General features: G+C 47.4%; 21 protein-coding genes. 9 read left to right on the top strand and 12 right to left on the bottom strand.

Annotated features, from left to right (window positions below):
* Positions 1-50: 50 nt before the first annotated feature.
* A complete protein-coding gene (locus D2910_RS09130) occupies positions 51-2,801 on the bottom strand; it encodes a YfhO family protein (RefSeq protein ID WP_117313280.1) in 2,751 nt (916 codons plus the stop codon).
* 209 nt (positions 2,802-3,010) lie between these two features.
* Entirely contained in the window at positions 3,011-3,733 is a 723-nt protein-coding gene (locus D2910_RS09125) for a class I SAM-dependent methyltransferase (protein WP_117313279.1), read from the bottom strand.
* A gap of 149 nt (positions 3,734-3,882) precedes the next feature.
* Between D2910_RS09125 and D2910_RS09120 the strand changes: the two genes are divergently transcribed.
* The 3 genes from D2910_RS09120 (at position 3,883) to D2910_RS09110 (ending at position 5,266) form a co-directional block, all read left to right on the top strand.
* A complete protein-coding gene (locus tag D2910_RS09120) occupies positions 3,883-4,392 on the top strand; it encodes a glycine/sarcosine/betaine reductase selenoprotein B family protein (RefSeq protein WP_084242766.1) in 510 nt (169 codons plus the stop codon).
* A gap of 66 nt (positions 4,393-4,458) precedes the next feature.
* Positions 4,459-4,647, top strand: coding sequence for a hypothetical protein (locus tag D2910_RS09115; protein ID WP_084242767.1), 189 nt, complete (start codon positions 4,459-4,461; stop codon positions 4,645-4,647).
* Positions 4,648-4,714: 67 nt separating this feature from the next.
* A complete protein-coding gene (locus D2910_RS09110; RefSeq protein WP_117313278.1) occupies positions 4,715-5,266 on the top strand; it encodes an alpha/beta fold hydrolase in 552 nt (183 codons plus the stop codon).
* A gap of 56 nt (positions 5,267-5,322) precedes the next feature.
* On the opposite strand, the gene D2910_RS09105 is transcribed toward D2910_RS09110, so the two are convergent.
* Positions 5,323-5,739: a cupin domain-containing protein gene (locus D2910_RS09105; protein WP_084242769.1), complete on the bottom strand. Its 417-nt coding sequence runs from the start codon at positions 5,737-5,739 to the stop codon at positions 5,323-5,325.
* A 191-nt stretch (positions 5,740-5,930) separates the two neighbouring features.
* On the opposite strand from D2910_RS09105, the gene D2910_RS09100 reads away from it, so the two are divergent.
* The 4 genes from D2910_RS09100 (at position 5,931) to aldA (ending at position 10,433) form a co-directional block, all read left to right on the top strand.
* Positions 5,931-6,803, top strand: coding sequence for a sulfurtransferase (locus D2910_RS09100; protein WP_101801819.1), 873 nt, complete (start codon positions 5,931-5,933; stop codon positions 6,801-6,803).
* A gap of 108 nt (positions 6,804-6,911) precedes the next feature.
* Entirely contained in the window at positions 6,912-7,775 is an 864-nt protein-coding gene (locus tag D2910_RS09095; RefSeq protein WP_117313277.1) for an SDR family oxidoreductase, read from the top strand.
* A gap of 74 nt (positions 7,776-7,849) precedes the next feature.
* Complete coding sequence (locus tag D2910_RS09090; protein WP_117313395.1) at positions 7,850-8,848, top strand: TRM11 family SAM-dependent methyltransferase; 999 nt, start codon at positions 7,850-7,852, stop codon at positions 8,846-8,848.
* A gap of 133 nt (positions 8,849-8,981) precedes the next feature.
* On the top strand, positions 8,982-10,433 hold the full coding sequence (aldA, locus tag D2910_RS09085) for an aldehyde dehydrogenase (RefSeq protein WP_117313276.1): 1,452 nt from the start codon (positions 8,982-8,984) through the stop codon (positions 10,431-10,433).
* 247 nt (positions 10,434-10,680) lie between these two features.
* Here the strand turns inward: aldA and D2910_RS09080 are convergent, their stop codons facing one another.
* The 5 genes from D2910_RS09080 to D2910_RS09060 all read right to left on the bottom strand — a co-directional run bounded on the left by D2910_RS09080 (position 10,681) and on the right by D2910_RS09060 (position 16,437).
* Positions 10,681-11,190: a hypothetical protein gene (locus tag D2910_RS09080; protein ID WP_240633587.1), complete on the bottom strand. Its 510-nt coding sequence runs from the start codon at positions 11,188-11,190 to the stop codon at positions 10,681-10,683.
* Positions 11,191-11,314: 124 nt separating this feature from the next.
* Positions 11,315-12,064, bottom strand: a complete 750-nt coding sequence (locus D2910_RS09075) for a hypothetical protein (RefSeq protein ID WP_117313275.1) — start codon at positions 12,062-12,064, stop codon at positions 11,315-11,317.
* 4 nt (positions 12,065-12,068) lie between these two features.
* The gene (locus tag D2910_RS09070) at positions 12,069-15,836 is read right to left on the bottom strand and encodes an AAA domain-containing protein (protein WP_117313274.1); all 3,768 of its coding nucleotides are present in this window, start codon (positions 15,834-15,836) and stop codon (positions 12,069-12,071) included.
* Between the two features lie 62 nt (positions 15,837-15,898).
* Positions 15,899-16,105 carry a hypothetical protein gene (locus tag D2910_RS09065; protein WP_117313273.1) on the bottom strand — a complete coding sequence of 69 codons (207 nt, stop codon included), beginning with the start codon at positions 16,103-16,105 and terminating at the stop codon, positions 15,899-15,901.
* Entirely contained in the window at positions 16,102-16,437 is a 336-nt protein-coding gene (locus D2910_RS09060) for a hypothetical protein (protein ID WP_117313272.1), read from the bottom strand. The genes D2910_RS09065 and D2910_RS09060 overlap by 4 nt, the downstream gene beginning before the upstream one ends.
* 194 nt (positions 16,438-16,631) lie before the next feature.
* Between D2910_RS09060 and D2910_RS09055 the strand changes: the two genes are divergently transcribed.
* The gene (locus tag D2910_RS09055; RefSeq protein ID WP_117313271.1) at positions 16,632-17,831 is read left to right on the top strand and encodes an MFS transporter; all 1,200 of its coding nucleotides are present in this window, start codon (positions 16,632-16,634) and stop codon (positions 17,829-17,831) included.
* An 83-nt stretch (positions 17,832-17,914) separates the two neighbouring features.
* Here D2910_RS09055 and D2910_RS09050 read toward each other — a convergent pair whose 3' ends face one another.
* Together D2910_RS09050 and D2910_RS09045 are read right to left on the bottom strand one after the other, a co-directional pair.
* A complete protein-coding gene (locus tag D2910_RS09050; RefSeq protein ID WP_117313270.1) occupies positions 17,915-18,151 on the bottom strand; it encodes a hypothetical protein in 237 nt (78 codons plus the stop codon).
* A gap of 25 nt (positions 18,152-18,176) precedes the next feature.
* Positions 18,177-18,929, bottom strand: a complete 753-nt coding sequence (locus D2910_RS09045) for a DUF6920 family protein (protein ID WP_117313269.1) — start codon at positions 18,927-18,929, stop codon at positions 18,177-18,179.
* A gap of 172 nt (positions 18,930-19,101) precedes the next feature.
* Here D2910_RS09045 and D2910_RS09040 point away from each other — a divergent pair, with 172 nt between their 5' ends.
* A complete protein-coding gene (locus D2910_RS09040; RefSeq protein ID WP_117313268.1) occupies positions 19,102-19,581 on the top strand; it encodes a flavodoxin family protein in 480 nt (159 codons plus the stop codon).
* A gap of 327 nt (positions 19,582-19,908) precedes the next feature.
* On the opposite strand, the gene D2910_RS09035 is transcribed toward D2910_RS09040, so the two are convergent.
* Together D2910_RS09035 and D2910_RS09030 are read right to left on the bottom strand one after the other, a co-directional pair.
* The gene (locus tag D2910_RS09035; protein ID WP_117313267.1) at positions 19,909-20,370 is read right to left on the bottom strand and encodes a hypothetical protein; all 462 of its coding nucleotides are present in this window, start codon (positions 20,368-20,370) and stop codon (positions 19,909-19,911) included.
* A 135-nt stretch (positions 20,371-20,505) separates the two neighbouring features.
* Positions 20,506-24,681, bottom strand: a complete 4,176-nt coding sequence (locus tag D2910_RS09030; RefSeq protein WP_117313266.1) for a tetratricopeptide repeat protein — start codon at positions 24,679-24,681, stop codon at positions 20,506-20,508.
* Between the last annotated feature and the right edge of the window lie 22 nt (positions 24,682-24,703).

Genomic DNA, 24,703 nt, shown 5'->3' with positions numbered 1-24,703 from the left:
CCTAACTTCCTTTATAATTCCCTACCCTAAATTCAGCCGCTTCATTCGCTTCATATTTTTCTCCGCATGAAAAGGTATATGGCGGCACCGACCAGTGAAAGTAAACTGAGCAGCAGCGACTTCCAGAAATGCGGCGGCCGGTAAGTCAATTCAATTTCATTCATCCCGGGAGATGCCGGTACAGCCATGAATGCGTAATTCGCTTCCAGCACTTCCGCCTTTTCATCGTTGATTTTTGCTGTCCAGCCAACTTCATAAGGAACGGGCAGCACAATGAATTGGTCGTCAGTGGCATTCAGGTATTCCGCTTTGATGCGGCTGCCGCTCCATTCAAAACGATTGCTCCCCTTTGCTTCAGCCGTTTCAGTGCGCAGCACTTCATACGATTCTTCGTACACGGCGAGTTCGGATAATTTGTAAGTTCCTTCTGGAACCCGAATTCGAATTATGTCATCAGCCGGAACGCGGATGGTTAAATCATCGACGAATGTTTTATAGATGGAATCATTCGGTTTCCTTAATGTGCGGTAGGAATTGACGGTTAAAGCGAATCCTTCACTCTCAGCAAGATTGACCAAATTGAATGAGATATACAAATCGCTTTCCGCAGGCACAGTTTCTATCAGTTGCACATCGATGCCTCCGTTTTCCCCTGTTACTTCAAGCAATCCGTTTTCATAGGTGGCTTCAACTCCTGCCGCTTCAAATTCCAGCTCTTCCGGTACAGGCGGAAGCACCCCCTGCTCATCCGGATTTTTCAATACAACACCGGACAACATGGCATGTTCACGGCGGAGCACCGGTTCCCCTGCAAGACTTTCTTCACTATAGGCAGCTGTAGCCGGCCGAATGAATGGCAAAGACCATTGATTTTCGTACACAATGAAATTCTCTGATTCGAGAACCCTTTCAAAACCGGCAGGAACATTTTCATCTCCATGTGGAAGTATCACGTAATTTCCCAGCAATAAGCTGTGTAAGTTGGCGCGCTTGCCGAGCGTCGCGTATCGGCTGACACTTTCACGCGCCATATCAATCTCCAATTCATGCAGATAAAAAAACAGCAGTTGTTCATTTAAAATACTGGAATAGGCACTTAAGCCAAAAAAGCCTTCTGCAATCGGTGTATTATTTCTTCTCCCTTCCATCCAGTCGATCCGGTAGAAAGGAAAAGCCTCCCTTTCTTCAATTTGTTCAAGCAAACGGTTAATCTCTGGATCGTCATAATTCCTTCCGGTCATATATTCCTCCGTCACTCTTTCGGTCTTGCCGCCTTTTATCAGATTGACATACTGAAAACCGTTCGCCAGCACTAATAACGTAATGACAATAAAAACCACAGCTTCCCATGATTTGGAATCCTTTTCAACAGCACGGACGAGCAGGATGAACATAAGCAGCGCTGAGCCAAGAACGCCGAGGAACAGCGGAAATTGGATGGTCACACCGTCCCTGGCAACAGCGACGATAAATTGATATGCCGCCGCCGCAAAGAGCAGCGCCATGAACAGCGCTACTGCCGCTCCCCCTGTTTTTGATTTTCTTTTTACAGCGACTGTATAAAGCATCAGAATAAACACGCTGATCAATGCAATAGAACCAATCAATAATGGATGGATTTCGAGCCGCTCGTCCCCCAAGGCAAAGAGCCCATACACTATTAGCGCTAAGACGCCAGCCTTACTGATATCTTTTATTTTCAATAAAGCCAGGTTACTGAACCCTGCAGCGACAGCGCCACCCGAAACAAAGGAAAGAAAAAATTCCCATCGGTATTGGGGTGCGGAAAAACCGTTGAAAACACTGGCAACTTGCGGACTGTAATGGAGCAGGACACAAGCCAGAGAAACTGACACAAAAAAACGGAATCTGCGGTCACGGTAAAGCGGGAGCGCAAAAGCCAGACCGATAAATGCCGCCGGCAAAATGACGTAGCTGCTCGTAAAAAGAATATTATCGTGAAACCTGATCCATTCAATGTCATGGACATAATCCGGCCGATGGTTATGCAGAAAAGCGTGGACCGCCGGGATGAACGAAACGGCGCTGATACCGGCACCGAACAGTCCGCTTATCAGAAAAAGGATCACGGCTTTGCCTCTTTTGATTTCAATGGCGGCTAGCGTCAAAAAGAGCCGGAAAAGGATGTAGATGCCGGCAAGCAGAAGATTGATATAGGCAAAGTAAAAGCTGTCGATCATCGCTATTGCAACAGCTGTGATGAACCAGCCAGGACGCTGTTCACGAAAGATTTTTTCAATGCCGAATATGAGTAACGGCAGCCATAAATAAGCGTCCGCAAAAAATTCCCAATATACAGCGTGCCGAAAATACATACTGGAAAGCCCATAGATGGAAGCACCCAGGAAAGCAGGCACCGGCTGGAATTTCATGTAACGAAAGACCAGATAGCTGACAATGAGCACTAAGGCCAGCTTTACGATATTGATGAAGACGGCGGCATGCGCCCAAAAAAGGATATCGGGTTCTGTAATCACACCGAGAAGTTCGAATATAAAGAAGAAGTTGACGGTCAGTGCGAAGAAAATCGAAGTGGAAAAGTAATAGGACAAGCCACTATAAGTGCCGCTGCCCAGACCGAAAAAAGGCGAATAGAAAAATTCACCTGAAGTATATTGTTCATAAAGCATCGCTTTGAACGGCATCATTTGCGAGAGCCCGTCGTTCGGCCCCAGCATAAAGCGATTTCCTGCCCATTCAACCAGGTAAGCGGCGTGGGCTGCTGTGCTCAAAAAGAGACAAAGAAAAGTCAGTATAAATAATGGACGCAGCTTTCTCATAAGTCACCTACTTTATTCTGAATGTCGGATGCACCGGCAATAGGAAAGGGTTGACCTTAGTTTAAATAAAAAAGCTTAATTAATATTGCTATACCCGATTTTGTATATTGAAAAATCTTTCTTGGAGATGCTTAGCGACAATAACTTTTAAATGTGCAAAAAAAAACACACCCGATAGTTGAACCCAGGTGTGCTGCCATCGGTACAATCTAAAGCTGCGTCGCCACAATCGCAAAATAATTCCCTTCCACTTCCGTGTATTCAACCCGTTCGAAATGCGCCTGGAATCCAGCCTGCGCCAATAGCTCTTCCCACTCCGGCATGGAGAACAATCCGGATTCACTCCGGTCAAATTCCCTGGCAATTCCGCCGTCTTCATTCCGCAAGACATAGACGTATTCGGTTTCTGTTTTGTGATCATCAGGGTCAGTGTCATATGTCCATTCCAAATACCGCATGCCCCGCTTTGCCTGGTCTATCCCTCCGTGGTCAGTCACAGGTTTGAAAGTTTCTTCAAATTGATCGGTCATGATCATCAGGATACCTTTTTCGTTCAAATGCTTTTTCGCGTTTTGCATGACTTCCAGCAAATCCGCCTTGTCCGTAAAATGGGTGATTGCATCATGGATAAAAACTAAGTCGAATTCATCGCCAAGATCCAAATATCGCATATCTCCTTGGATATGTTCGCAATCCGGATTCAGTTCACGGCTGACTTCCAGCATTTCAGGCGATAGATCAGTCAGGGTCATGGAAAAATTCCGTTTCAGATAGAATGCATTACTGCCGCCTCCGGAACCGAATTCGACCGCTTTCTGAATATCGGGATGATAGCGCCGGATGATTTCCAGATACAGCTCCGCTTCTTCTTCATATTCCGTGTGGGGAGACATCAACGGCCACCAACTTGCCAATTCGTTATACAATTTCATCGCTCGCTTCTCCGCCTTCCATTTTAAATTGATTGAACTATAAGTCGGTTTACAGCGCCTGTCAACTAACTGCTGCCGCATTAAAGGAATTCTTTCCTGAACAGCGAATACTTATCAGTAATCAGACCGAAACGGAGGAATGCTGTTCCATGAAAATGAAAACAAAAATCAAGTCAAAAATGTCGCGGACTTTTTCCGGCAACTTCACTGGAGCCTACAAGAAATTCACCATGAGCCATATGCGGGAACATCCAACATCCCCTGAAGCATTTTTGCCTAAGCCGCTAAATGAATGTAAAGTGGCTCTTGTGTCAACCGCAGGTGTGCACTTGAAGACGGATAGACCCTTTGATGTCGATAACCCGGCAGGCGACCATACGTTCAGGATCGTCCCTTCTGATGTTTCCGAACAGGATCTGACTGTGACACATATTTATATCGATACCAAGTATGCGAAATCTGATCCGACAATCGTGTTTCCTCTCCCGCAATTAAAGCAATCTGCAAAGGACGGAAAAATCGGTTCTGTATCATCCATTAATATTGGATTGAACGGCGGTATCCTCGATACGGCATTAGCCGAACAGGATTCGATTCCGAAAGTTGCAGAACTGCTCCTTAATGAGGGAATCGATGCGGCATTGCTTGTGCCTGGCTGAGGTTCCTGCCATAACGTTCTCGGGCTGTATGCCCGAGCTTTAGAAGCTTCGGATATTCCAACCGCGATGGTCACGCTGTTCCCGGAAGTCTCTGATAAAGTCGCCGCTCCCCGGACATTGCATGTCCCGTTCAAAATGGGGCGGCCATGCGGTGAACCGTTCGATTTTGAAACCCGCAAAAAAGTGGTCGATCAATTGCTGGAGCTTTTGACACTTCCATCCGGAACACGTGAAGCTTATCGTGAAAATCCTTAAACATTGCTTGCACGGCTTGAACCGGATGCCAGAGTTCATTTGAAGAAAATGAAAGGAGGCGGCTGCAATGGCACAGCAGGTTTTATTCATCCATAGTGCCGGCCCTCAAGGAGAACAGCAAGGAAGCAGCGGGTTGCTGCAATATCTTAAGAAGGAACTCGGCACAGACTATCAGGTAATCGCCCCTGATATGCCGGAACCTGAAGATCCGAAATACAGAGAGTGGCGTGAAGTTTTGAAAGAGGAACTGGCGGCTGTGGAGGACGGCAGCGTATTGGTGGGCCATTCCATCGGCGGATCCGCTCTGTTGAAGTTTTTGTCTGAAGAGGAACTGGGAAAATCTTTTTCGAAAGTCATTACAATTGCCGCACCGTTTTGGGGGCTGGACGAAGATTGGCAATTGGAAGATTTCCAGCTGGCAGATGATTTCTCCACCCGAAACGCCCTATTGCCTGATGTTGTTCTGTTGCACAGCATCGAAGATGAAATCGTCCCTTTCTCCCATTTGCAAAAATATATGGAAAATCTGCCGAGCGCGGCAGTTAAACAACTTCCAGGAAATGATCATATTTTTCAGGACGGACTTTCTGAAGCGGCGGATGAAATTCGAAAAATGTAAATCTCAACACATCAAAAAGGCATCCAATTGAATGGATGCCTTCTGTGTTTCCACTATTATTCTTCTTCCTCTTCAGCAGCATCAGCTTCGGCTTTTGTTTTGTGGACAGTGCCGGCCGGATGTTCCGGTGGTGCATAGATCGAATAGATTTTTAACAGCTCATCGCCGTTATTGGTCACGTTATGGTATTTTCCGGCAGGAATCATGATTGCATAATCTTCTTCTGCATTTTCTTCGAACGTCAGGTTGTCTTCGCTGTCGCCCATCTGTACAAAGCCTTTGCCGTCTTCAATGCGCAGGAATTGATCGCCTTCGTGTTTCTCCAGTCCCAGGTCGTCTCCCGGCTCAACGCTCATCAGCGTGACTTGGAGATTTTCACCCGTCCAGATTGTGGTCCGGAAATTACTGTTCTCTTCTGTTGCGTCTTCAATATTCAATACATATGGTTCTTTTCCATGATCTTTGAAATCCATTAAAAGTTCCTCCTTTGAATTTTCTAGACAGTCGTACTATACCTTCAAACTTTCCACTTCAAACAACTGCCTTTCACCTATCCGGCTCAACGATTGCACAATTTTCTTTTCATTAATTGGCATACTTAACTTTTGACGTCCCAATTCTTTGACTTTAGAGTGGAATAAAAGAGGAAAAGGAGGAGTTCCTGATGAATGATATTCCATTAATCGTCACAACCGAATGGCTGGAAGAACATTTATATGATCCGAAACTGCGGATCGTAGATGCGACAGTCTTTATGAAATTCCCCGAAGGCGGCGGCCCGCCGAACCTTGAAACCGGCCGGGCATCCTATGAGAAGGGACATATCCTGGGAGCGGTCTATGCTGACTTGTTGGGTGATTTTTCGGATAAAGACTCTGATTTGCCGTTCACTGTGCCCACGCGTGATGAATTTGTAAAAAAAATGACCGAACTTGGCATCGGTGATGATACTTATACCGTCATCTATGATCAGAATGCGCTGGTCGGTGAATCGGTGGCAGCATCTTATTGGGCTTCACGCCTTGCCTGGCAGATGCGTTACGAAGGATTTAATAATGTTGCCATTCTCGAGGGAGGGCTGCAAAAGTGGCAGGCTGAAAACCGCGGTTTGTCAACTGAGCAGCAGACGTACCCGGCAGCAGATTTTTCCGGCAAACGCCGAACAGAAATGCTGGCCACAAAAGAAGATGTCAGACAAGCGATGGACGACGAAAAAACTGTCCTGCTCAACAGCCTGTCACCCGAAGAATTCCAGGCGGCCCACATCCCGAGCAGCACGAATGTCTTTTTCGGCGCACATGCAGACGAAGAAACAAAATCGCTTTATCATGAAGACCAATTGCGTGCCTCCTTCGAGGAAACAGGCGCACTCGATCCCGATAAAAAAGTTATCACATATTGCGGCGGCGGAATTGCCGCTACCTGGAACGCGCTGCTCCTGAACAATCTTGGACAGCCAAACGTCGCAGTTTATGACGGCTCGATGAATGAGTGGGCCAGCGATCCGAGCTGCCCGATTATCAAAAGTGAAGCATAGACACATCCACAGAAAAATCTCTCGGACTCGTTTTCCGGGAGATTTTTTTCAAACACATGATAATAATACAACAGACCTCAACCAGCTATGCGGAAGGAGCCGATAATGATGAACCTCACCATCACAGGAGCTACAGGACAATTGGGCACAAAAATTACAGAAGCTGCCATAAAGTGTTTTTCCCCTGCTGAAATTGTTTTATCCGTCAGAAACCCCCAGAAAGCAGCGCATTTTGCGAAGCGGGGCGTTACGGTAAGAAAAGCCGATTACAATAATATGCAAGAAATGACAGAAGCGTTCCGGAACACCGATGTGCTGGTCTATATTCCGAGCACCTCATTTCCGAATACGGTTCGGATTGCTGAATTCGAAAATGCTGTGGAAGCTGCTGAAATAGCGAAAGTCAGCCAATTCATCTTTGCCGGTTTTATTGCAGACCATGAAAACAACCCGTTTAAAATGAGTCCCTTTTTCGGTTATGCACCCAGAAGACTGGCTTCAAGCAAGTTAAATTACTCTTTGATCCGGGATGCTATGTATGCAGATCCGCTTGCAGCTTATCTTCCAGAGTTACTGGACCGGGGAAGATTATTATATCCGGCTGGCGAAGGAAAGATTTCTTTCATTTCGCGGGATGATATTGCCCATGCGATTGTGCAGCTCGTTTCAAAACCGGAACTTTATGGCGGCAGGTATACGCTGACTGGGGAAAAAGCCTATTCGATGGATGAACTTGCCCAAATATTGAGCCGGGTCGGCGGCTCGCCTATCCGCTATGTACCCATGACGCCCGAAGAATTCGCTTCAACTTATGATGAACCCCAAGGATTCGGAGAAGTTTTGGCTTCTTTATACGCTGCAGCCGGAAAGAACCTGATGGCCGAAGTCACCCAGGATTATGAACGTTTGACCGGTGACAAGCCTGAAGAACTGGAAAGTTTTTTAGTAAGGGAATTTTCTAAAGGGACATAAGTAAATCACTGGTCGCCTTCTTTACTGCAGTTATTGGTATAATGGCTAAATACGGCTTAGAAGGACGGGATGAATTGAAGCGATTAACACCAACCGGTGAATTTATTTATACTTACGCTTACCACGGCGACGAGAAAGAATTATGTAATATGGAGATGCGCGCATTTTTCGGCAGAGATACAGAGGAACGAATGATTAAAAGTACAGTAGACATCATGCCGGGCAGAAGCCCCTTCATCAAAGAGCGGCTCGAAGTTCTGTTTGAAGCGGGCACTCTATCCGGTATTTTGGAGCAAGCAGCCGATGTGGATATGGACGCTGCTACATTCAAAGTGATTTTCCCCAAAATCAATGACCTGGCTCTGGCTGATAAAGTTGAATACCAGGAGAAACGTGATATTGAACGAAAAATTGGCGCTGTCATCAAGGGACGCGCAGACGTTCACGAACCGGATGTCACCTTCGGTTTGATGCCGTTTGGCGGCCGCTGGTATTTTGGTATATATCAATTGAGTGAGTCCGTCTGGTTCCGCCATCAGCAGAAACCCCGTGAATATTCAACAGCGCTCAGCACAAAAGTCGCGCGCGCCGTCGCCAATATTGCCGTACCTGCCCCTGAAGGAATCCGAGCGATTGATCCGTGCTGCGGCATCGGCACCGTTCTCGTTGAAGCACTGTCAATGGGCATCGATATGGAAGGGCGGGACATCAACCCACTCGTTGTTGAAGGGTCGCGTGAAAACATTGCCCATTTCGGATTGGAAGGAACGGTCCAACTGGGACCGATCGCCGACATCACAGAACAGTACGATGTCGCAATCATCGATATGCCTTATAACCTTTACACTCACGCAACTGCAAAAGAACAGCAGGAAATCCTGAAAGCCGCGCATCCTTTCACACAAAAACTGCTGGTCGTGACCATCGAACCCATCGACCATATGATAGAAAACGCAGGCTTTAAAATAACCGACAGGTGCATCGCGAAAAAAAGTCTGTTCCTGCGGGAAATACTGGTGTGTGAGCGCACAGAACAACCATCTTCCATAAATGAAAAATTAAAGCAGCCTTAACAGACCCACCCGAATCCTTTGATTCGGGTGGGTTGTTTAACGCATACAGTAGAAAAGTCGCACTCTATCTCCAGTTTAATAATCAGGGCACAGGGAAAAGATACAATAGTCTTAAAATTAGGAGGAAATTACTTTGCAGAAACATCAACTTTATGTGAACGGCGAATATATAGATTCCACCGGAACTGAGTGGATTGACATCATCAACCCAGCCACTGAAGAAGTAATCTCCCAAATTCCAAAAGGCAACGAGCAAGACGTTGATAAAGCTGTCGAAGCCGCATTCCAGGCGCAACAGGCCTGGGAACTGACCCCGAACATCGAACGCGGAAAAATTATCCGCAGACTTGGTGATGAAATCGCTAAAAAACGTGATATTTTCATTGATTTATTGCAGGAAGAGCAAGGAAAAGACTACGAACTTGCAAGCGGTGAAGTGGATCTGGCCATCGATTACTTCCATTACATGTCCGAATGGGCCAGAAGAATCGAAGGCGAAATCCTTCCAAGTGACCGCCCGAACGAGAATATCTTCATCTATAAGAAACCGATCGGCGTCGTAGCCGGCATCATCCCCTGGAATTTCCCTGTTTTTATTCTCGCGCGAAAAGTCGCAACTGCATTAGTAACCGGCTGTACCATCGTCATCAAGCCGAGTCAGCAAACACCCAACACAGCGATGGAGTTCACCAAAATCATTGATGCGATGAATGAAATTCCTGCAGGCGTCTACAACTTAGTTACCGGTACCGGCTCTGAAATCGGCAATGCGCTGGCATCACATAAAAAGGTTCAGTTGATCACGATGACCGGCAGTGTGCAAGCTGGAACCAAAGTGATGGAAGCGGCGGCGCAGAATATCACCAAAGTCAATTTGGAATTGGGCGGTAAAGCACCGGCCATCGTCACTCAAAATGCCGATTTGGACTTGGCAGCCGAAGCGATCACGACTTCAAGGCTGGCTAACGGCGGACAGGCTTGTACGAACGCCGAGCGCCTCTATGTGCATGAAAGCGTCGCCGACGCATTGACCGAGAAACTGGTGAAAGCATTCGAATCCAAGGTCTTGGGCAATCCTCGTGAAAATAAAGACGTGGAAGTCGGACCATTGATCAGCCAGGACCGTCTTGAAACTGTGGAAAGCATGGTCAAGCAGGCTGTCGAACAAGGCGCTGTGGTTGCTGCGGGCGGAGAGCGTCCGGACTTCGGAAGCGGCTTCTTCTACAAACCGACGATACTGACCAATGTATCGCACGACTCGGATATCATCCGCGAAGAAGTATTCGGTCCAGTCCTCCCCATCACGACATTCAAAACTTTGGACGAAGCAATTGAAAAAGCCAATGACACAATTTATGGCCTGTCTTCTTCCATCTACACCGACGACCTTAACGAAGCGATGCGCGTCGTCAATGAAATGAAATTCGGCGAGACATACGTTAACCGCGAGAACTTCGAGGCTGTGCAAGGCTACCACGCCGGCATGCGCCAATCAGGCCTCGGCGGAGCTGACGGCAAACACGGTATGGAAGATTTCCTTGCTACGCAAGTGGTTTACATGCAATACAAAAATGATAAGCAGTAATTTGTGAAAAGGAGTGGAAACGGTCATCGTTTCCACTCCTTTTGCTGTTCTCATTTTGAGGGCGGAAAATTGGCGAACGTCGATATATTTTCCTGAACGCCGATATAATTCGCTGAGCGCCGATATAATTTTCTGAACGCCGATATAATCCGCTGAGCGCCGATATAATTTTTTGAACGCCGATATCTGGTTATACGACTAAAATTTTAAGAGAAAGCGATATTAATAGCCTCAGTTCGAGTTTTTCTTATTCATAAGAGCCCTTCGCTTCGGGAAGCTCCTTATATTCATTCTTTGCAAGGACAATTTCGTGTATAAATTCTTCAAGTTCAATAAGTTCACGTATCTCAGTCGAGTTTTCGCAAAAAGTTGAAAAATCAAAGGTTTTTGTTTCCCCGTTCATTTGAATAGTCCACCCAGTGTATGAAGCTGGTTCTGTTGCGCACTCTTCAAATTCTTCCAACTTTAAACCGTCCATAATATCCATATCCATCATTTCTTTAAAAATTTGTCTCATTTCGTTTTCAGTTAAAGCAATATCAGCTTTGATCTCTCCATCTTCAACAAGGTCTTTGACTACCACTCCATTAAAAGTGTCTATTTTCTGCTTCCCATAAGTACCATAGCTAACTTTAAAATTAAAATCAGCTGGCATATCTTGCTTGATTTCACCCGAAGTTTCAGTTGAACAACCCGCGCATGTCAATGCTACCAATATAAGAATAAATCCGTAAGTTAATACTTTCAAAAGCTTCAATTTGCCACCCCCTAGAAAGTAGACGGGAAAAAGTGACTATTAGTTACAATATTAAATATCCACTTTCCGTATACGAAAAGGTGCAGAAACGATGGTCGTTTCTGCACCTTTTTCATATCTATTCCTATTCGACAACTTCCGCTTTCATCGCCTCTCGCCACTCCACAAGTTCACGCTCTTCAATCTGTTGCTCCAGCTTCTCATCCCATGCACCCGTTCCGATATTCCAAACCCGCGCAAAAAGAACATCCTGCTTCCGGTCGTACATTTGAAATTCGATGCAGGGAATAAACACGGTTTCGAGTTCTTCAAAATCCTCGATCCCAGAGACGAGGATTTGAAAGCCTTCTTCTGTTGAGCTCCTCTCATTTGTGAGCAGCTCCAACATCGGCGCTTCTTCCCCGTCATTCTCCACAGCAAATCGATATAGTGGAAACTCTCCATCGTTCGCAGGGCTTTCTGTTTCATTTAACGAGTAAGTGTCATGCGCCGCGCTATAGGAAATCACTGTCTGTTCCCCGTCCAGCGCTTCTTCGAAAATGCCTTTATCCAGATAATTATGGCCTTTCGGCGTCAGCACGTAGCCTTTCTTCCCGAGTAATACCAGCCCGGTCCGCTGCATCTTGTCGATCAGGTCGCTGACGAACAGCTCCTCCACCGACAGCATATCAGCCAGGACAGCGGCGCGGCGGATTTCGGACTGCTGAAACGCGAAAAGAAGCATTTTCATCAGGATGTCCATTTTCAGCCGTTTGACCCGGTCGAATGACACCTCGTACAAAATGATCGGCAATTGCCAGACAAGAGTTTGCCGAATCGATACATCCTGGTTCTGCGTTAAATCCGAGCTGAGCTTCCCTATCAATTTTTCCATCCGATCATCCCTTCTGCAAGACTTTCAAGCCGTTTTTCTTTTCAACTGTTGCAAGCACATGCTGATACATCCGTTTCGTTTCTTCTTTTTTCGCCCGCTTCGTAAACATTTCCGAGCTGCCGATCATGACGAGCAATTGCTTCGCCCGCGATAAAGCCACATTCAAACGGCGGTAATCTTTTGCAAAGCCGATATCGCCGTGGTTGTTTTGATTGTTCCGGACCATGCTCAGCAGGATGATTTCCATTTCGCTGCCCTGGAAACGGTCGACGGTGCCTGTGCGAATCGTCAAATGCGGCAAGCGCAATTCCTGGTCGATCATGCGCTGCAGCCGTTTGACTTGTTCTCCGTAAAATGAAATGACGCCGACCGTTTTCAGTTCATCAGCATCTATCCTGCCAGCCGTCTTCGCCTCACCGACTGCGTCATTCAACTCAACCAGCAATCGGCTGATTTCCTGCAGTTCGGCGGGGTTAAATAAACTTTTTCCGCCGCTCATCCGTTCTTCGAAATACGCCGGTTCATTCGGCAAATCGATCCACATTAGGTGGTTGCCGCGTTTCACTCCCGGTGATTCCAGGAAGTGGTCGCGGTCCCGGTCGGAATCTTCCAGCCCGCATTGCAATTGGTCGTTGTCGAATTTATAGAACGGCGCAATCGTCTCCATGATGTCTTCATGCATCCGGTACTGGATCGCAAGCATCGTTTTATTTGTCTCCGGCAGATTTTTATACAAACGTTCAAACAGCGACTCTTCCAGCAGCTTCTCAAGTTCGCGTTTTTCCTCGAAGCCGCTGTTTTCCTTGATCATTTCCTCGAGCGTTTCTTCGAGTGTGTCGTTGCCAAGCAGCGGCGGCAATTGGTGATGGTCACCGACAAGGATGACTTTTTTGCCTTTCAGCATCGGCAGCAGCAGTTCCGGCGGTGTGGCTTTCGACACTTCATCGATGATGACGACATCAAATACCGGATAATTATCGATGAAATCTTTGCGCGCCGAAGCGACACAGGTCGTCCCGATGACGTTGGCGTGCTTGATATACAATTTCCGGATTTCATCCAAATCGTGGTCATTGGCGCCTTCCAGCAATTCCAGCCATTTCTTTTGGATCGTCTGCATCAGCGGCAGGCTTTTCTGCTCCTGCGTCAGCGACTCCCTGTCGAATGAAAGGCTGGCTAGCTGTTTCGCCGTTTTTTCGTATTCCGCTTCGGGATCAGCGGCGATGATGCTATCCAATTTTGCCATTTCCTTTTTCTTACTGCTTAACCGTTCCTGTACTTGTTCAAGAACCGCTTCGATTTCGCCCAGTCTTTTTTGGATACTGCTGTGTGCATCCTTTTCGGCAAGCTGTTCTTTTAGCTGCGTTTCGAGCCGCTCTCCGACTTGCTCGAATGCGGCTTTGTCTTTTTTAAGCTTGGAAAGTTCAGCTTTATGCAGTCGGATGGCTTCGTTAATATCAGCCGGAATATCGAAATCAGCCGGCAATGGTGTTGCTTGCCTTTCCAGATTTGAAAGCTCCTGCTGCATTTTTTCCAATTCGATCAGCCATTTTTCATTCAGTGCACCATAATGCTGTTGCTGTTTCACCAGCTCAGCAGTGATCGCCCGCTTCAATTCCTGGAACGCCCGCTTGGAATCTTCAATATAAACTTCCGGCGATTTCAGTTCCGCGCCTCTTCGCCACAATTCGTTTTGCCGTTTATACAAACCAGCCAACGCTTTTCCAAGAGCAGCCGGATCGATGCTTGGCGAACTCTTCATAAAGACGCGCAGCTTTTCCATGAAGTCTTCGATTTCTGCCAAACTGAACGAACCGCCCTGTGCCAATGCGGTTTCTTTTACCTTATCCAGCGCCACACCTGCGGACGCCAGCAATTTTTCCACATAGGCGATTGCCGCTGTCAGGCTGGCATTAGCTTTCTCGAGGTTTTTCTGCTCCGCCATCTTGTCGCGGATCATGTCGAGTTTTCCGGTCGAATAAGTGATTGCCGTTGTTTCTTCAATTTTCTGTTCTGCCATCAACTGCATCAGGCCATCGACTTTTTTGATGCCTTCAATTTCTTCCAGTGCATCTTTTTTTGCGTCAATCAAACCCGCCAGCTGATTTCGTTTATCTGCTATCACTGAAATTTCCTGTTGTTTGTCTGCAATCTGCTTTTCCAATTGCTTAAGCTCTAAAGCATGCTCCAATTGATGAATGTCCTTTTCAATCTTCTGCTGCTCTTCACGGAAGCAGTCCAAATCCTTGCCGCTGTCGACAATAGCCTCATCTTTGGTGATTGCCGCTTCCAACGCTTCAAGTTTTTGTTTGCTGTCACGCTGTTCCCGCAAGGATTGTTCTTTTTGCAGATTGAAAGCCTCGAGCTTATGTCGTTCTTTATTCAATAAAAGCTCGATTGCCTTCTTTTGTTCCAGCGCGTCTTTTCTCTCGGCCACCGCTTTCTTCAAACTTTCGTAAACCGGCTGCAGTTCCGCATACGCTCTTTCAGTCGCCTCCAGCTCCTTGGCGATTTTCGCCTGCCGCCTTGAACGCGTCTCGTATTGCGCTGTTATTTCTTTCAGCGTACTATCTTTCCAATATTGGCCTACGTTTTCTTCGATAAATTTTTTGCCGTCTTCTTCGATGCTTTCCGTCCGACCGACACGCAGAATGCGGATATCTTTATTGGACAATAAACGGCCAAGCGCATTATCGACCGCCAGATTCGAGTGGGAAGCGACAAGAGTCCGCAAGCCTTTTTTCGCATTTTGCAGACAGATTTCCGAGATGACGGTGGTCTTCCCGGTTCCAGGCGGCCCTTGGATCGCGTACAAATCTTCCGCCGCCATTGCACCTGACACCGCCTGCTGCTGAAACTCGTTCAGCCGGTTATGAAAAGTCAGCTTCTCCATTTGTTTCAATGGTGCCACTTTCGGCTTTTCTTCGAATAAAAGACGGTCGAGCTGGGGATTCACCGCCAGCCCTTTTTCCAGATTCGTGAAGCCCTGACGTAAACGGCGGATTTGGCTGAGCGCCGCGAAATTGCTGAACACTGCTTCTTTCTTTGTAAGGCTATGCCCTTTTTCACGCAGCTGTTTGATGATGTAAGTATTTAATTCGACTTCAATAATCTTCTTCGAAACTTTCATCACCGTGCCGACGTCGCCGTCAATCCCGGTAAGCCGCACGCTCAAATTGCGCAAGTTTTTCCATTCCGAATCGTTCATCCGGCAGCCGGTCAACGTGATGCGGCTGAAATCATGGCTGAACGCGAGTGTCGAATAGGCAGACTTGATATCCGGAATATCCATGCCTTGTTCCTGGATTTTCAAATAGCCTTCCCAGCTGGAGATCCGTTTCTTCACATAATCGGAACGCTCTTTTGCCGGTGTCATGCGGTTGATCAGATTGATGAACGCCACCGGCACCGGATCGCGCGAATCGATGAACGTAACTGATTCCTCACGCTGCCAGTTCGTGCCGACAGATTGAAAGGCCTTCCTGTGCGTCACATTCGTCACCAGCAATTGATGGTTTCGGAACACGCAGTGCAGCACGATCGAGCCTTCCTCCTCTTTCCCGGTCAGCCGCTCCGCTTCATCCGGTCCGAAAAACAGCGCAACCGAAAGCGAGCCATCCGCACCTGTCGGATAGCGTTCCATGAACAATTTGAACGGCTTTGTCCCATTAAAAAACGAGCGTTCGCTGATGCCGAACCCTCTCATTTTCTCTGAAGCGGTTTTGGTTATTCTGATAGACGTTTTATATGTAATTGCCTGTGCCTGAACCATTTGATCACCTGTTCTGAAATCTCAACATATCCTGTAATTATACCATCTATCGGGGTGCGCTATCACATGAAAATAAAAGTCGAAATCTTAAGTGAAGCAACTCCCGAGCCGCTACTTTTTCCGACTGATTTGATGGAATCGACGATATAACTAAAGAAATCGACGATAAAAGGCTGTAAATCGACGATAAATATAAAAAAATCGACGATAAACACCCGAAAATCGAAGATAAAAAACGCATTCCCTCGCAAGGAATGCGTCTGTTTCATTTCTCTTCGTCTTCCAGCTTTTGCTTCATTTCCTCTTCCGATAGCCGCTCAATCGGAAAATAAGTTTCCAGCCGCTCCAATTGGACCAGTGCGTCTTTATAAAAATCCATATCCTCGAATTCGTCTTCGTAGTACATAGAATCTTCCGTGGTCTCAAGCAACAGTCGAATCTTCTCTACGGCTTTGCCGCCGCTGGCATCTTCATCACTAAAGGACGGGCCTCCCTGCGCCGCTTCTTTCTGCTGAAGATAGACGGTCCCTTCCAAACCTTTTTGTTTCGATTCATCCGCAAATTCCACCACTTCCGATAAGGCTACAGCTGTGCTTCGCATTGCACCCACTCCTTTTTAAACTGAATAAACCTCTGTACAGTTGTTATTGACGCCCAGGGTCCATGCTAAACATCCATCACGAGTCACCGTTCACTGTTTGGATTCTGCAGACTTGTACTCCAATGGCTCCTCCGCTATAGTTATTCCCTGAAGAAGTTCAGTAAAATATATTTTGACAGACAAGGAGACACCAGGTGAATCAAACAAAACCAAAGCTCTGGACGAAGGAATTCATCCTTATATCCACAGTCAATTTTTTCTTGACGTTAGTCTTTTTCCTTTTGATCGTGACAATAGCTGTTTACGCTGTTGCAGAATATGGCGCAACCACCAGTCAAGCCGGACTTGTCACCGGTATTGCCATTATCGGGACCATGACAGGCCGGATCATCATCGGCCGGCTGATCGAAAACATCGGCCGAAAGAGGACCTTAGTCATCGGCCTCATTTTATTTGTATTGACCACCCTGCTTTATTTCGTGAATCTTAATCTCAGCTTTTTGCTGATGAACCGTTTCCTTCATGGCATGACGCTCGGCATGGCCAGTACAGCTGCAGGAACGATTGTTGCCCAGATCATTCCGATGACACGAAAAGGGGAAGGCATCGGCTATTTCAGTATGAGTTCGACTCTTGCAACGGCAATCGGTCCGTTCATCGGCCTCTATATGAGCCAGCATACAAGCTTTGATATGATTTTCACTCTTTGTGTCGTATTCGGGATTGTCAGCCTGACTTTTGCTCTGTTCACAAAAGTGCCGCCAGTGGATTATTCCATGAAAACCGGTCAGGCAAGAGGCTTGAAACTGGCTGATTTTCTGGAGCCGAAAGCTTTGCCTATCGCGATTATCACGTTGACATCCGCTCTATGCTTTTCCAGCATTCTTTCTTTCATCAATTTCTATGCGATTGAAATCGACCTGGTGGAAACGGCGAGCTTCTTTTTTGTGGTCTATGCGATTGCCGTTCTATTATCCCGGCCATTTACTGGCCGCTTAATGGACATTCGAGGGGCCAATTTTGTCATGTATCCTGCTTTCGCCTTTCTTGCGGCAGGTTTATTGCTTCTAAGCACCGCCAGCAGCAGCATCATCTTTCTGCTGTCCGCCGTTTTGATCGGCTTAGGTTTCGGTAATCTCCAGTCCACTACTCAGGCGATTGCCGTCAAACTGACTCCGCCGCACCGGATGGGCCTTGCGACTTCGACTTTCTTCATCTTTCTGGACGCCGGTCTGGGCTTCGGACCTTATGTACTCGGATTCATCATCCCGTTGACCGGCTTCAGTTCACTGTACGCCATACTCGGGGTTACCGCCCTCGCCGCTTCCCTCCTGTATTTTGTCCTGCATGGACGGAAGGAACGGGCTCAGCTTTCAGCCGCGTCCAATCAATGAAATCAAGGCTTCCTGATTATCGGGAAGCTTTTTTTAATTATTTCCCCACACAAAAAAGCGCTGCATCGTTATGCAGCACCCGTTTATTTCTTCGTTTTCTCTTTTATCTTATTCGCTACGTCATCTTTCATGACTATGGCTTTATCTTTATAGGTAGATGCTTTTTCTTTGTAATCGTCTTTGTTCTCTTCCCAGTGGGCCTTGCCTTTTTCGATCGACTTGTCTTTTAATGCGGTCAGTTTGTCCAAAAATGCCATTTCGATCATCCTTCCGTTCTTTCCGTCACTGTTGTGGCCGGCGAACTTTGTTAAGCATAACATTTCTACTGCCCCGCTGTCGAAAAGCCTACCTGTCATTAAATCGGATATCGCTGGCTCGGAAACGGTACCACGTAAATGTTCCGCTTTCGAGCAGCCAGCTGATTTCGATCTCCACGGGAACTTTCAAACCGCCGACGCGTTGCTGATCCTTGATCGTGCCGGTACACAACACGAGGCGTGAATCTTCATCGCTTTCTTTGTATCGCCATGCCTCCACTTTCACCAATTCATATTGTTCATCGAAATAAAACGTGGCGGTGCCTTTCAAGCCGGCATATTTCAGCGTAGCCATGGCCGTGTGGGCATCTTCTTCCTCCCAGGAAATATAGGGCCCGAGCGCGGCGGTCGGGTACCAGGCGAGTTCCATCAGGTAGCGCTGCAGCGACGACTGGTCGGTCTTTTCGTTTTCCATCGTTTTCGAAATGGGCATGATGCCGCCGAGCTTGATGCGCATGCTGCCTTTGCCGCCTTCAAAGCTGTCCTTTCCCGTGACATAGATGCCCGGGCCAAGTTTCATCTTCACATCCCAGCGGAAAGCGGGCGGATTGGTGTAGCTGATTTGTTCCGATTCGGAAGCGGTCCAATCCCGTTGCTCCGGTTTCAGCTTGATCGTCCCCGTCTGTTTCAGTCGAACGCTTCGGATCGGCTCATGGTCCAGTGCCCCCGTTGTCTGGAGCCAGTTTTTAACGGCGACCGGCAGTGATTCATGCATCTCCGCTCGTGTTTTATGCGGCAGGCCATGGCTCGCACCCGTTTCAAAATTCTCATCGTTTTTCATTTCCACTCCACCTTCCTGGTTTTCCCTGTTTCCGGAATCTTTATTGACATGAATAAAGGAGTTTGCGCGGGCGTATGGAAATAAGTAGGTATTAAAGAAAAGCCGTCTGGGCTCTCACTTACACAAGACATGGGCACACTTCGAAAAACTGAGTTGAATGGAGGCAGAGGTCATGAAGATTGGAATTATCGTACATTCACAGTCGGGACACACACTGCTGGTCGGTGAAAAGCTTCGCGAAAAACTGCAGAATGGCGGCCATGAGGTTACATTGGAAAGATTTCAAAACACCGAGCCCCCGGAAGGACCGCAAAAACCCGAACACATTCGGCTGGATCATATTCCCAATGCAGCTGGTTATGACGCGCTGATTTTCGGTGCATGGGTGCAGGCATTCAATCTCTGCCCCGGATTTCATCTGTATCTTAAACAAATACCCGATTTCGATACAAATAATGTTTCCTGTTTTGTGACTGAACAATTTCCATACAAATGGATGGGCGGCAGCCGGGCACTGTCCAAGATGAAACAATTTCTCGAGGAAAAAGGCGCAAAGATCAGCGCTTCGGGAGTCATCAATTGGGGCAATAAAAAACGGGATCAGCAAATCGATAAGCTGGTCGCCCGGTTCAGCAGCCAATACCAGACATGAGCTTTTCAAGCCATTTTTTCGCAGGAGGCTGTCAAAATGAATATACTCGAATATTTGCTGGGCAATGCCCCCGCTGTCAGGCGGCAAATCGGGCTGGATAGGAGAAACCCATACAAGGAGCAATGGATTCTACGGACCCAAATGGGTTTCGACATTCTACACGATGCGGGGATTGAGAGTGCTTAAGCATTATTAACAGGAGTGTTATGAAGAGATCTAAAAAAAGAGAATGCCGTTCTTTCAACACCAACCTCTTGAATTCATAATAAAGGCGCACTCTTATGCGAGTGCGCCTTTACAATGTAAAATACGATGCAGCTCTGGTGATTACGGCTGCTCGATTGGCAATTCGATGTCCACTTTGTACAATTGATCGAATTCCCAGTACCTGCCTGTAGTGCCGCCCTCGAAATTTTGGATTGTATTGCAATAGCCAATTTCATACAGAACTTCCTCTTCGTGTTTGAACAGTAATTTGTAATCAGGGCCAGCCCAATCAACGTTGCCGGTGTAATTTATTTCCGCATTTTCCAGTGCATAGACAAGGTCTTCTATTAACAGCTCATCCTCAATCGTCGTAATATATTGATCGCCTTCCCAAGTAAGCACTTCAATTTCCGTCACTTCTTTGCTGACTGCGAATTTTTTTTCGTCAATTTCAACTTCTTCTTTCACTTCTTCTTTTGACTTCTCTTCTTTTATTTCTTCGCTTCCATTTGCATTGCTCTGGCATGCCGCTAGACCAAGCGCCGAAATCAGCAGTAATAAAAGCCACCACTTGATTTTCAATAACATCTACTCCTCTCGAACAGTATGTCTCCACAGATAAGTTCATCTTATCATATACAAAAAAGAGCATAGCTAAAGCAGTGCTTCAGCTATGCGTTCCTCATTGTTACCGAACAGACCTGACTTCAGAACTTTCTAAACTAATTCTGCCACCAGCTCATCGATATCTTCATAAATCTCTTCAAACAACGGCTCTTCGCCGATAGCCATCACAAAGTTTACGCCATCTTCCTTACGGAACAGCTCACGCAATGTTCTGATCGCTCCCGTCTTATTGCCAAGAAGCATTTCGCAGCATGCCAATTCGTAAAAGGCCGGCGAGAAGTCCGCTTCTTCCTTAGTCAAAGCGGCCAAAAGCTCACGTCCTTTTGCCGCTTCTCCCATTTTGATGCAGCTCATCCCCCGAGCCATCCGAATCCACTCGCTGCTTTCGAGTTCCACTGGAATCCGCTCAAGCAATGCGGGCACTTCTGATTTTCTTTCATCAGACAGGATTTCAAGCATCCGGACATACGGTTCTCCGTTAAACGGTTCCAAACGGATGACATGATCGTATTTCTCAAGAGCCTCATCCGTCTCGTTGATGACAACCAGCGCATGGCCCCAATTCATCAATACAACCGCATCATTTGGCTGCTCTCCATGCAGCTTTTCTGCCAATTTGATCGCTTTATGGATCAGTTTTTCCGATTGTTTGTCGGCCGCCAGCTGCAGTGTCGCTTCCAATTGCAGGCTCGCTGCCTCGTAATTACCTGTTCGTTTGACAAATGGCGCGAGCTCTTCAACGGCTTCTTTGGCCATACCGCGTGACAGGCAATACATCGCATGGCGCAGAACTGGCACTTCATGTTTCGGCGCACGTTTCATCGCTTCACCGTAGAGGATGAAAATCGTTGTCGATACCCGTAACCGCTGCCCTGTGTGAAGCAGCTTGCCGAGTCCGCCTTTTTTCTCATGTTCGATTTCCGCTTCTTCTTCAGTCGCAGTAAACCATTGGCCCAGCGCATCTGCGCAAAAGGCTTGCGCAAGTCCGAGCTCTTCGCCCTTCAGAAGCTTTTTCAGGCGCTTATTGATGTCATGGGTTTTGCCCATTTCTGCATAGATTCGGACATATTCTTCGTAAAGGCGTTCGTCTTCCGGATGCTTTCCGATAAGCTCTTCCAACAGCAGCGCGGCGCGTTTCAATTGCCCTCTCCTCACGCAGAATTCGGCATGCTGGTAGTAGGAAGGAAACGCGCCGTTCAGCGCTTTAGCCTGTTCAAACAAGTCTTCCGCTTCTTTGATGCGCCCTTCTTTTTCCGCGCAATGCGCTTTTCCGACAAGCCACCATTCCTCCGGCACTTGTTCTGCCACCTGGTCCAAGGCTTTTGAAATTGCTTCGACAGATTCTTCCGTTACTGCCAGCTCGAATAATTCCTTGAAATCGAGTTCAAGCGGATCGTTCTGCAATAAAATCAGAGCCGCCGCAAAAGCCCGCGGAATGTCTTCCTTTTCCGTGTAAACTTTGACCAGCGCTTCCCGCACAGCAGAATTTTCAGGATCCAGTTCAGCACTGCGGACCAAATATGGAATCGCTTCATCCAATCTGCCTGCTTCCGCTTCAAGCAAGCCGAGTTGGAAATTAGCTTGCGCACTCGGTTCTTTCTCCGATGCCATTTCGTAAAGCATCCTCGCAAAAGGATGGTTCCCTGCCTGCTCATGCAATTGGCCTTCGATGCACAGCAAGGTCGCATCGCTCTCTGTCTCCCGCAATTTTTTGAATGTATTCAATACCCGGTTCCGGAAAAGCGGATTGCCGCCGAAATCCGCATACTGCACCGCCATATCCGCATAATCTTCGAGCTCTTTGTTTTCCAGCCCTTTTTCCAGCAGTGACAAAGCGTGCTGCTGCCCTGCGTATTCCGGCCACTCTTCCCATAGCATCGTCGATGAACGGATGAAATAACCGGTATCACCTTTTGCGCTGTACTGTTTCAAAAATGCAACGGCCTCTTCAAACCGTTCCTGCTTCACAAGTGTATGTGCGATGAACGTCACGGCAAACAAATCTTCCGAATCGAGTTCGAGCGCTTTGCGGTATTCGCTTTCCGCGTCAGCGAACTGATTCTGCTCTGCTGCGATATGTCCGCTGTAAACGTGGAGCACGTCTTTATTGTCTGCATGCTCTAATCCTTTGCTGACAATTACGGATGCCGCTTTCCAGTTTTCCGCCGCCATATGGATTTCGGCAAGACGCAGATAAGCATACGGCAATTCCGGCGCCATTTTGATATAACGTTCAAAAGCTGCGGTGGCTTCCGCCTCTTCGCCCAGCGCCAGCAGGCAACGGCCAATTTCATAGATGAAATAGCCATCTTTCGGATGCTCTTCACTCAGCTTACGGAACCTCTCCAAAGATTTTGCGTAAGCTCCGGATTCGTATTGGATCAGGCTGTGCGTAATTCTGGCTTGCGTATCCGATGGCAGCTGCTCAATAGCAATCAGCGACCATTTATACGCTTGATGAATTTTGCCCACCTCCATATAGCAGCGTGCCAAATGGCTGTAAGCCGCCGGCTGATAATGATCCAGTTCAATCGATTGCTTGAAATATGGAATTGCCTGAGTGTGGCTATCCTGGTTCATCAGGATGACGCCGCGTAAAAACAGCGCATACGGACTGTTCTTTTCATTGACTGCAGCGAGAGATGCCAACGCTTCCGGCAATTCATCCTTCTGGAAATGCAGATGGGCGATCAACAGTGCCAAATCCGAATCCTCCGGACCCAATTCCTGGCGCAGCCGCTCCACCCATTTATCATGAAGAGCTTTAGCCCGGTCGGAAAAAAGGATCGATATCCCGATTACAGCAGCATAGCGTTCTTCCGGATGCGCTTCCAGGAAAGCAAAAAATGCTTCACTTTCAAGCTCCTCTTCCTCATCCAAAAATTCATACATCTTTTCATAGAATTGATGCTCTGCCGGATTCAGCTCCGCCAATACATGTTCTTGCGCCTGATTGACGAAAATCATACTGAGTGAATCCGTCATCTTATAGACGTCTTTCAGTTCTGCGTAAGGAATCAACGATGGTGCCAAGTCATTCGGATCCTGGATGAGCATCACCTGCAGCCGGTCATCATAGCCGACCACCACCTGCACGTGGGCACTGTTCTCAATCATCATCGACAGCAGCACCGGCCGTCCTGCATCAATCAGCTTTTTATAAAGTTCAAGATTCCCTTTGAAATACTGTCCCTTTAAACCGAGCGACTCCATATACGTCATCGTTGTCCGAAGTTTCGAGCCCGTCACGTCAAACACATGCGACGCAATTTCGTCCTGACCGGTATCCATTCCATATGCTTCCAGCATAATCGACAGCGAAGCCGGCACGCAATAATCGAGCTTTTGGACTTTCGGCGTCAGTCTCAATTGTTTGTGAGTTGCTTCACGCTGAATCGTCGTTTTACCGTAGATCGTCTTTTCCAATACTTTTTGATGCTGTGAAATCCAAGCCTCGAGTGCGTCCCACTTCTCAAGCTTATACAGACATTCCGCTGTCAGAAACACGTAATAATCACGATGAGCGTGATACGGATTTTTCGCATTGATATCATTCATCAATGCAATTGTTTCTTCAAACCGATTCAGGTGGAACAGACGTCTTACCTGCTCCATACAGAATGACCAATTGTGCGGATAGAGCTTCTGACCTTCTTTCAGCACCTCAAGCGATTCGCTTTGGCGGCCTGCCATCGATAGATGATCGGCCAATAAGCTGCGGACATAATCACTGCGGTCTGCGTTCGGATCTATCAAAGCGTCTCTTAAAATCGCTTCGCCATCGTCCCATTTGCCGCTGTGAAGATGATAGAGTGCATCAAGATCCGCCCATGCGGCGCTTTTCACTTCTTTGATCTTCTCCAATTGTTCTTTCGCTTCCGGCATCCGGTTCAACTGGCAGAAGACGCGGAATAACAGCATATGCGCCGATACCCGTTCGTCGACCGTGAAGTTCGACTCCGGCACACCGTGCAGCCGCGCTGTCATTCTCTCTTCCGCTTCCAGGCTCTTGCCTGTTTCCAATAACCGTGTACAATGCCAGGAAAACGGACGCAGCGTGCCGAAACGTTTATAGGCATGTGACGCCAATAGATTGCTGTATTTATAAAGCTCTGCCTGATCCGCCATGCGAATCAGCCTGTAATAATCCGCTTCCGTCTCTAATTCCGCTAACCAAATGTGTAAGCGGCTAATTGACCGCTCTCCCCATAAACTACGAATCTCTTCTATCAACTGCTCGATCGTTTTGATCTCATTCGCTCTCATCTGCCGCGTGCCCTCTTTTCTC

This window comes from Planomicrobium okeanokoites (assembly GCF_003428875.1).
In the GTDB taxonomy this organism is placed as follows: Bacteria; Bacillota; Bacilli; order Bacillales_A; family Planococcaceae; genus Planococcus; species Planococcus okeanokoites.
The sequence above is the reverse complement of the archived record's forward strand: the minus strand, read 5'-3'. Positions and strand labels throughout refer to the sequence as shown.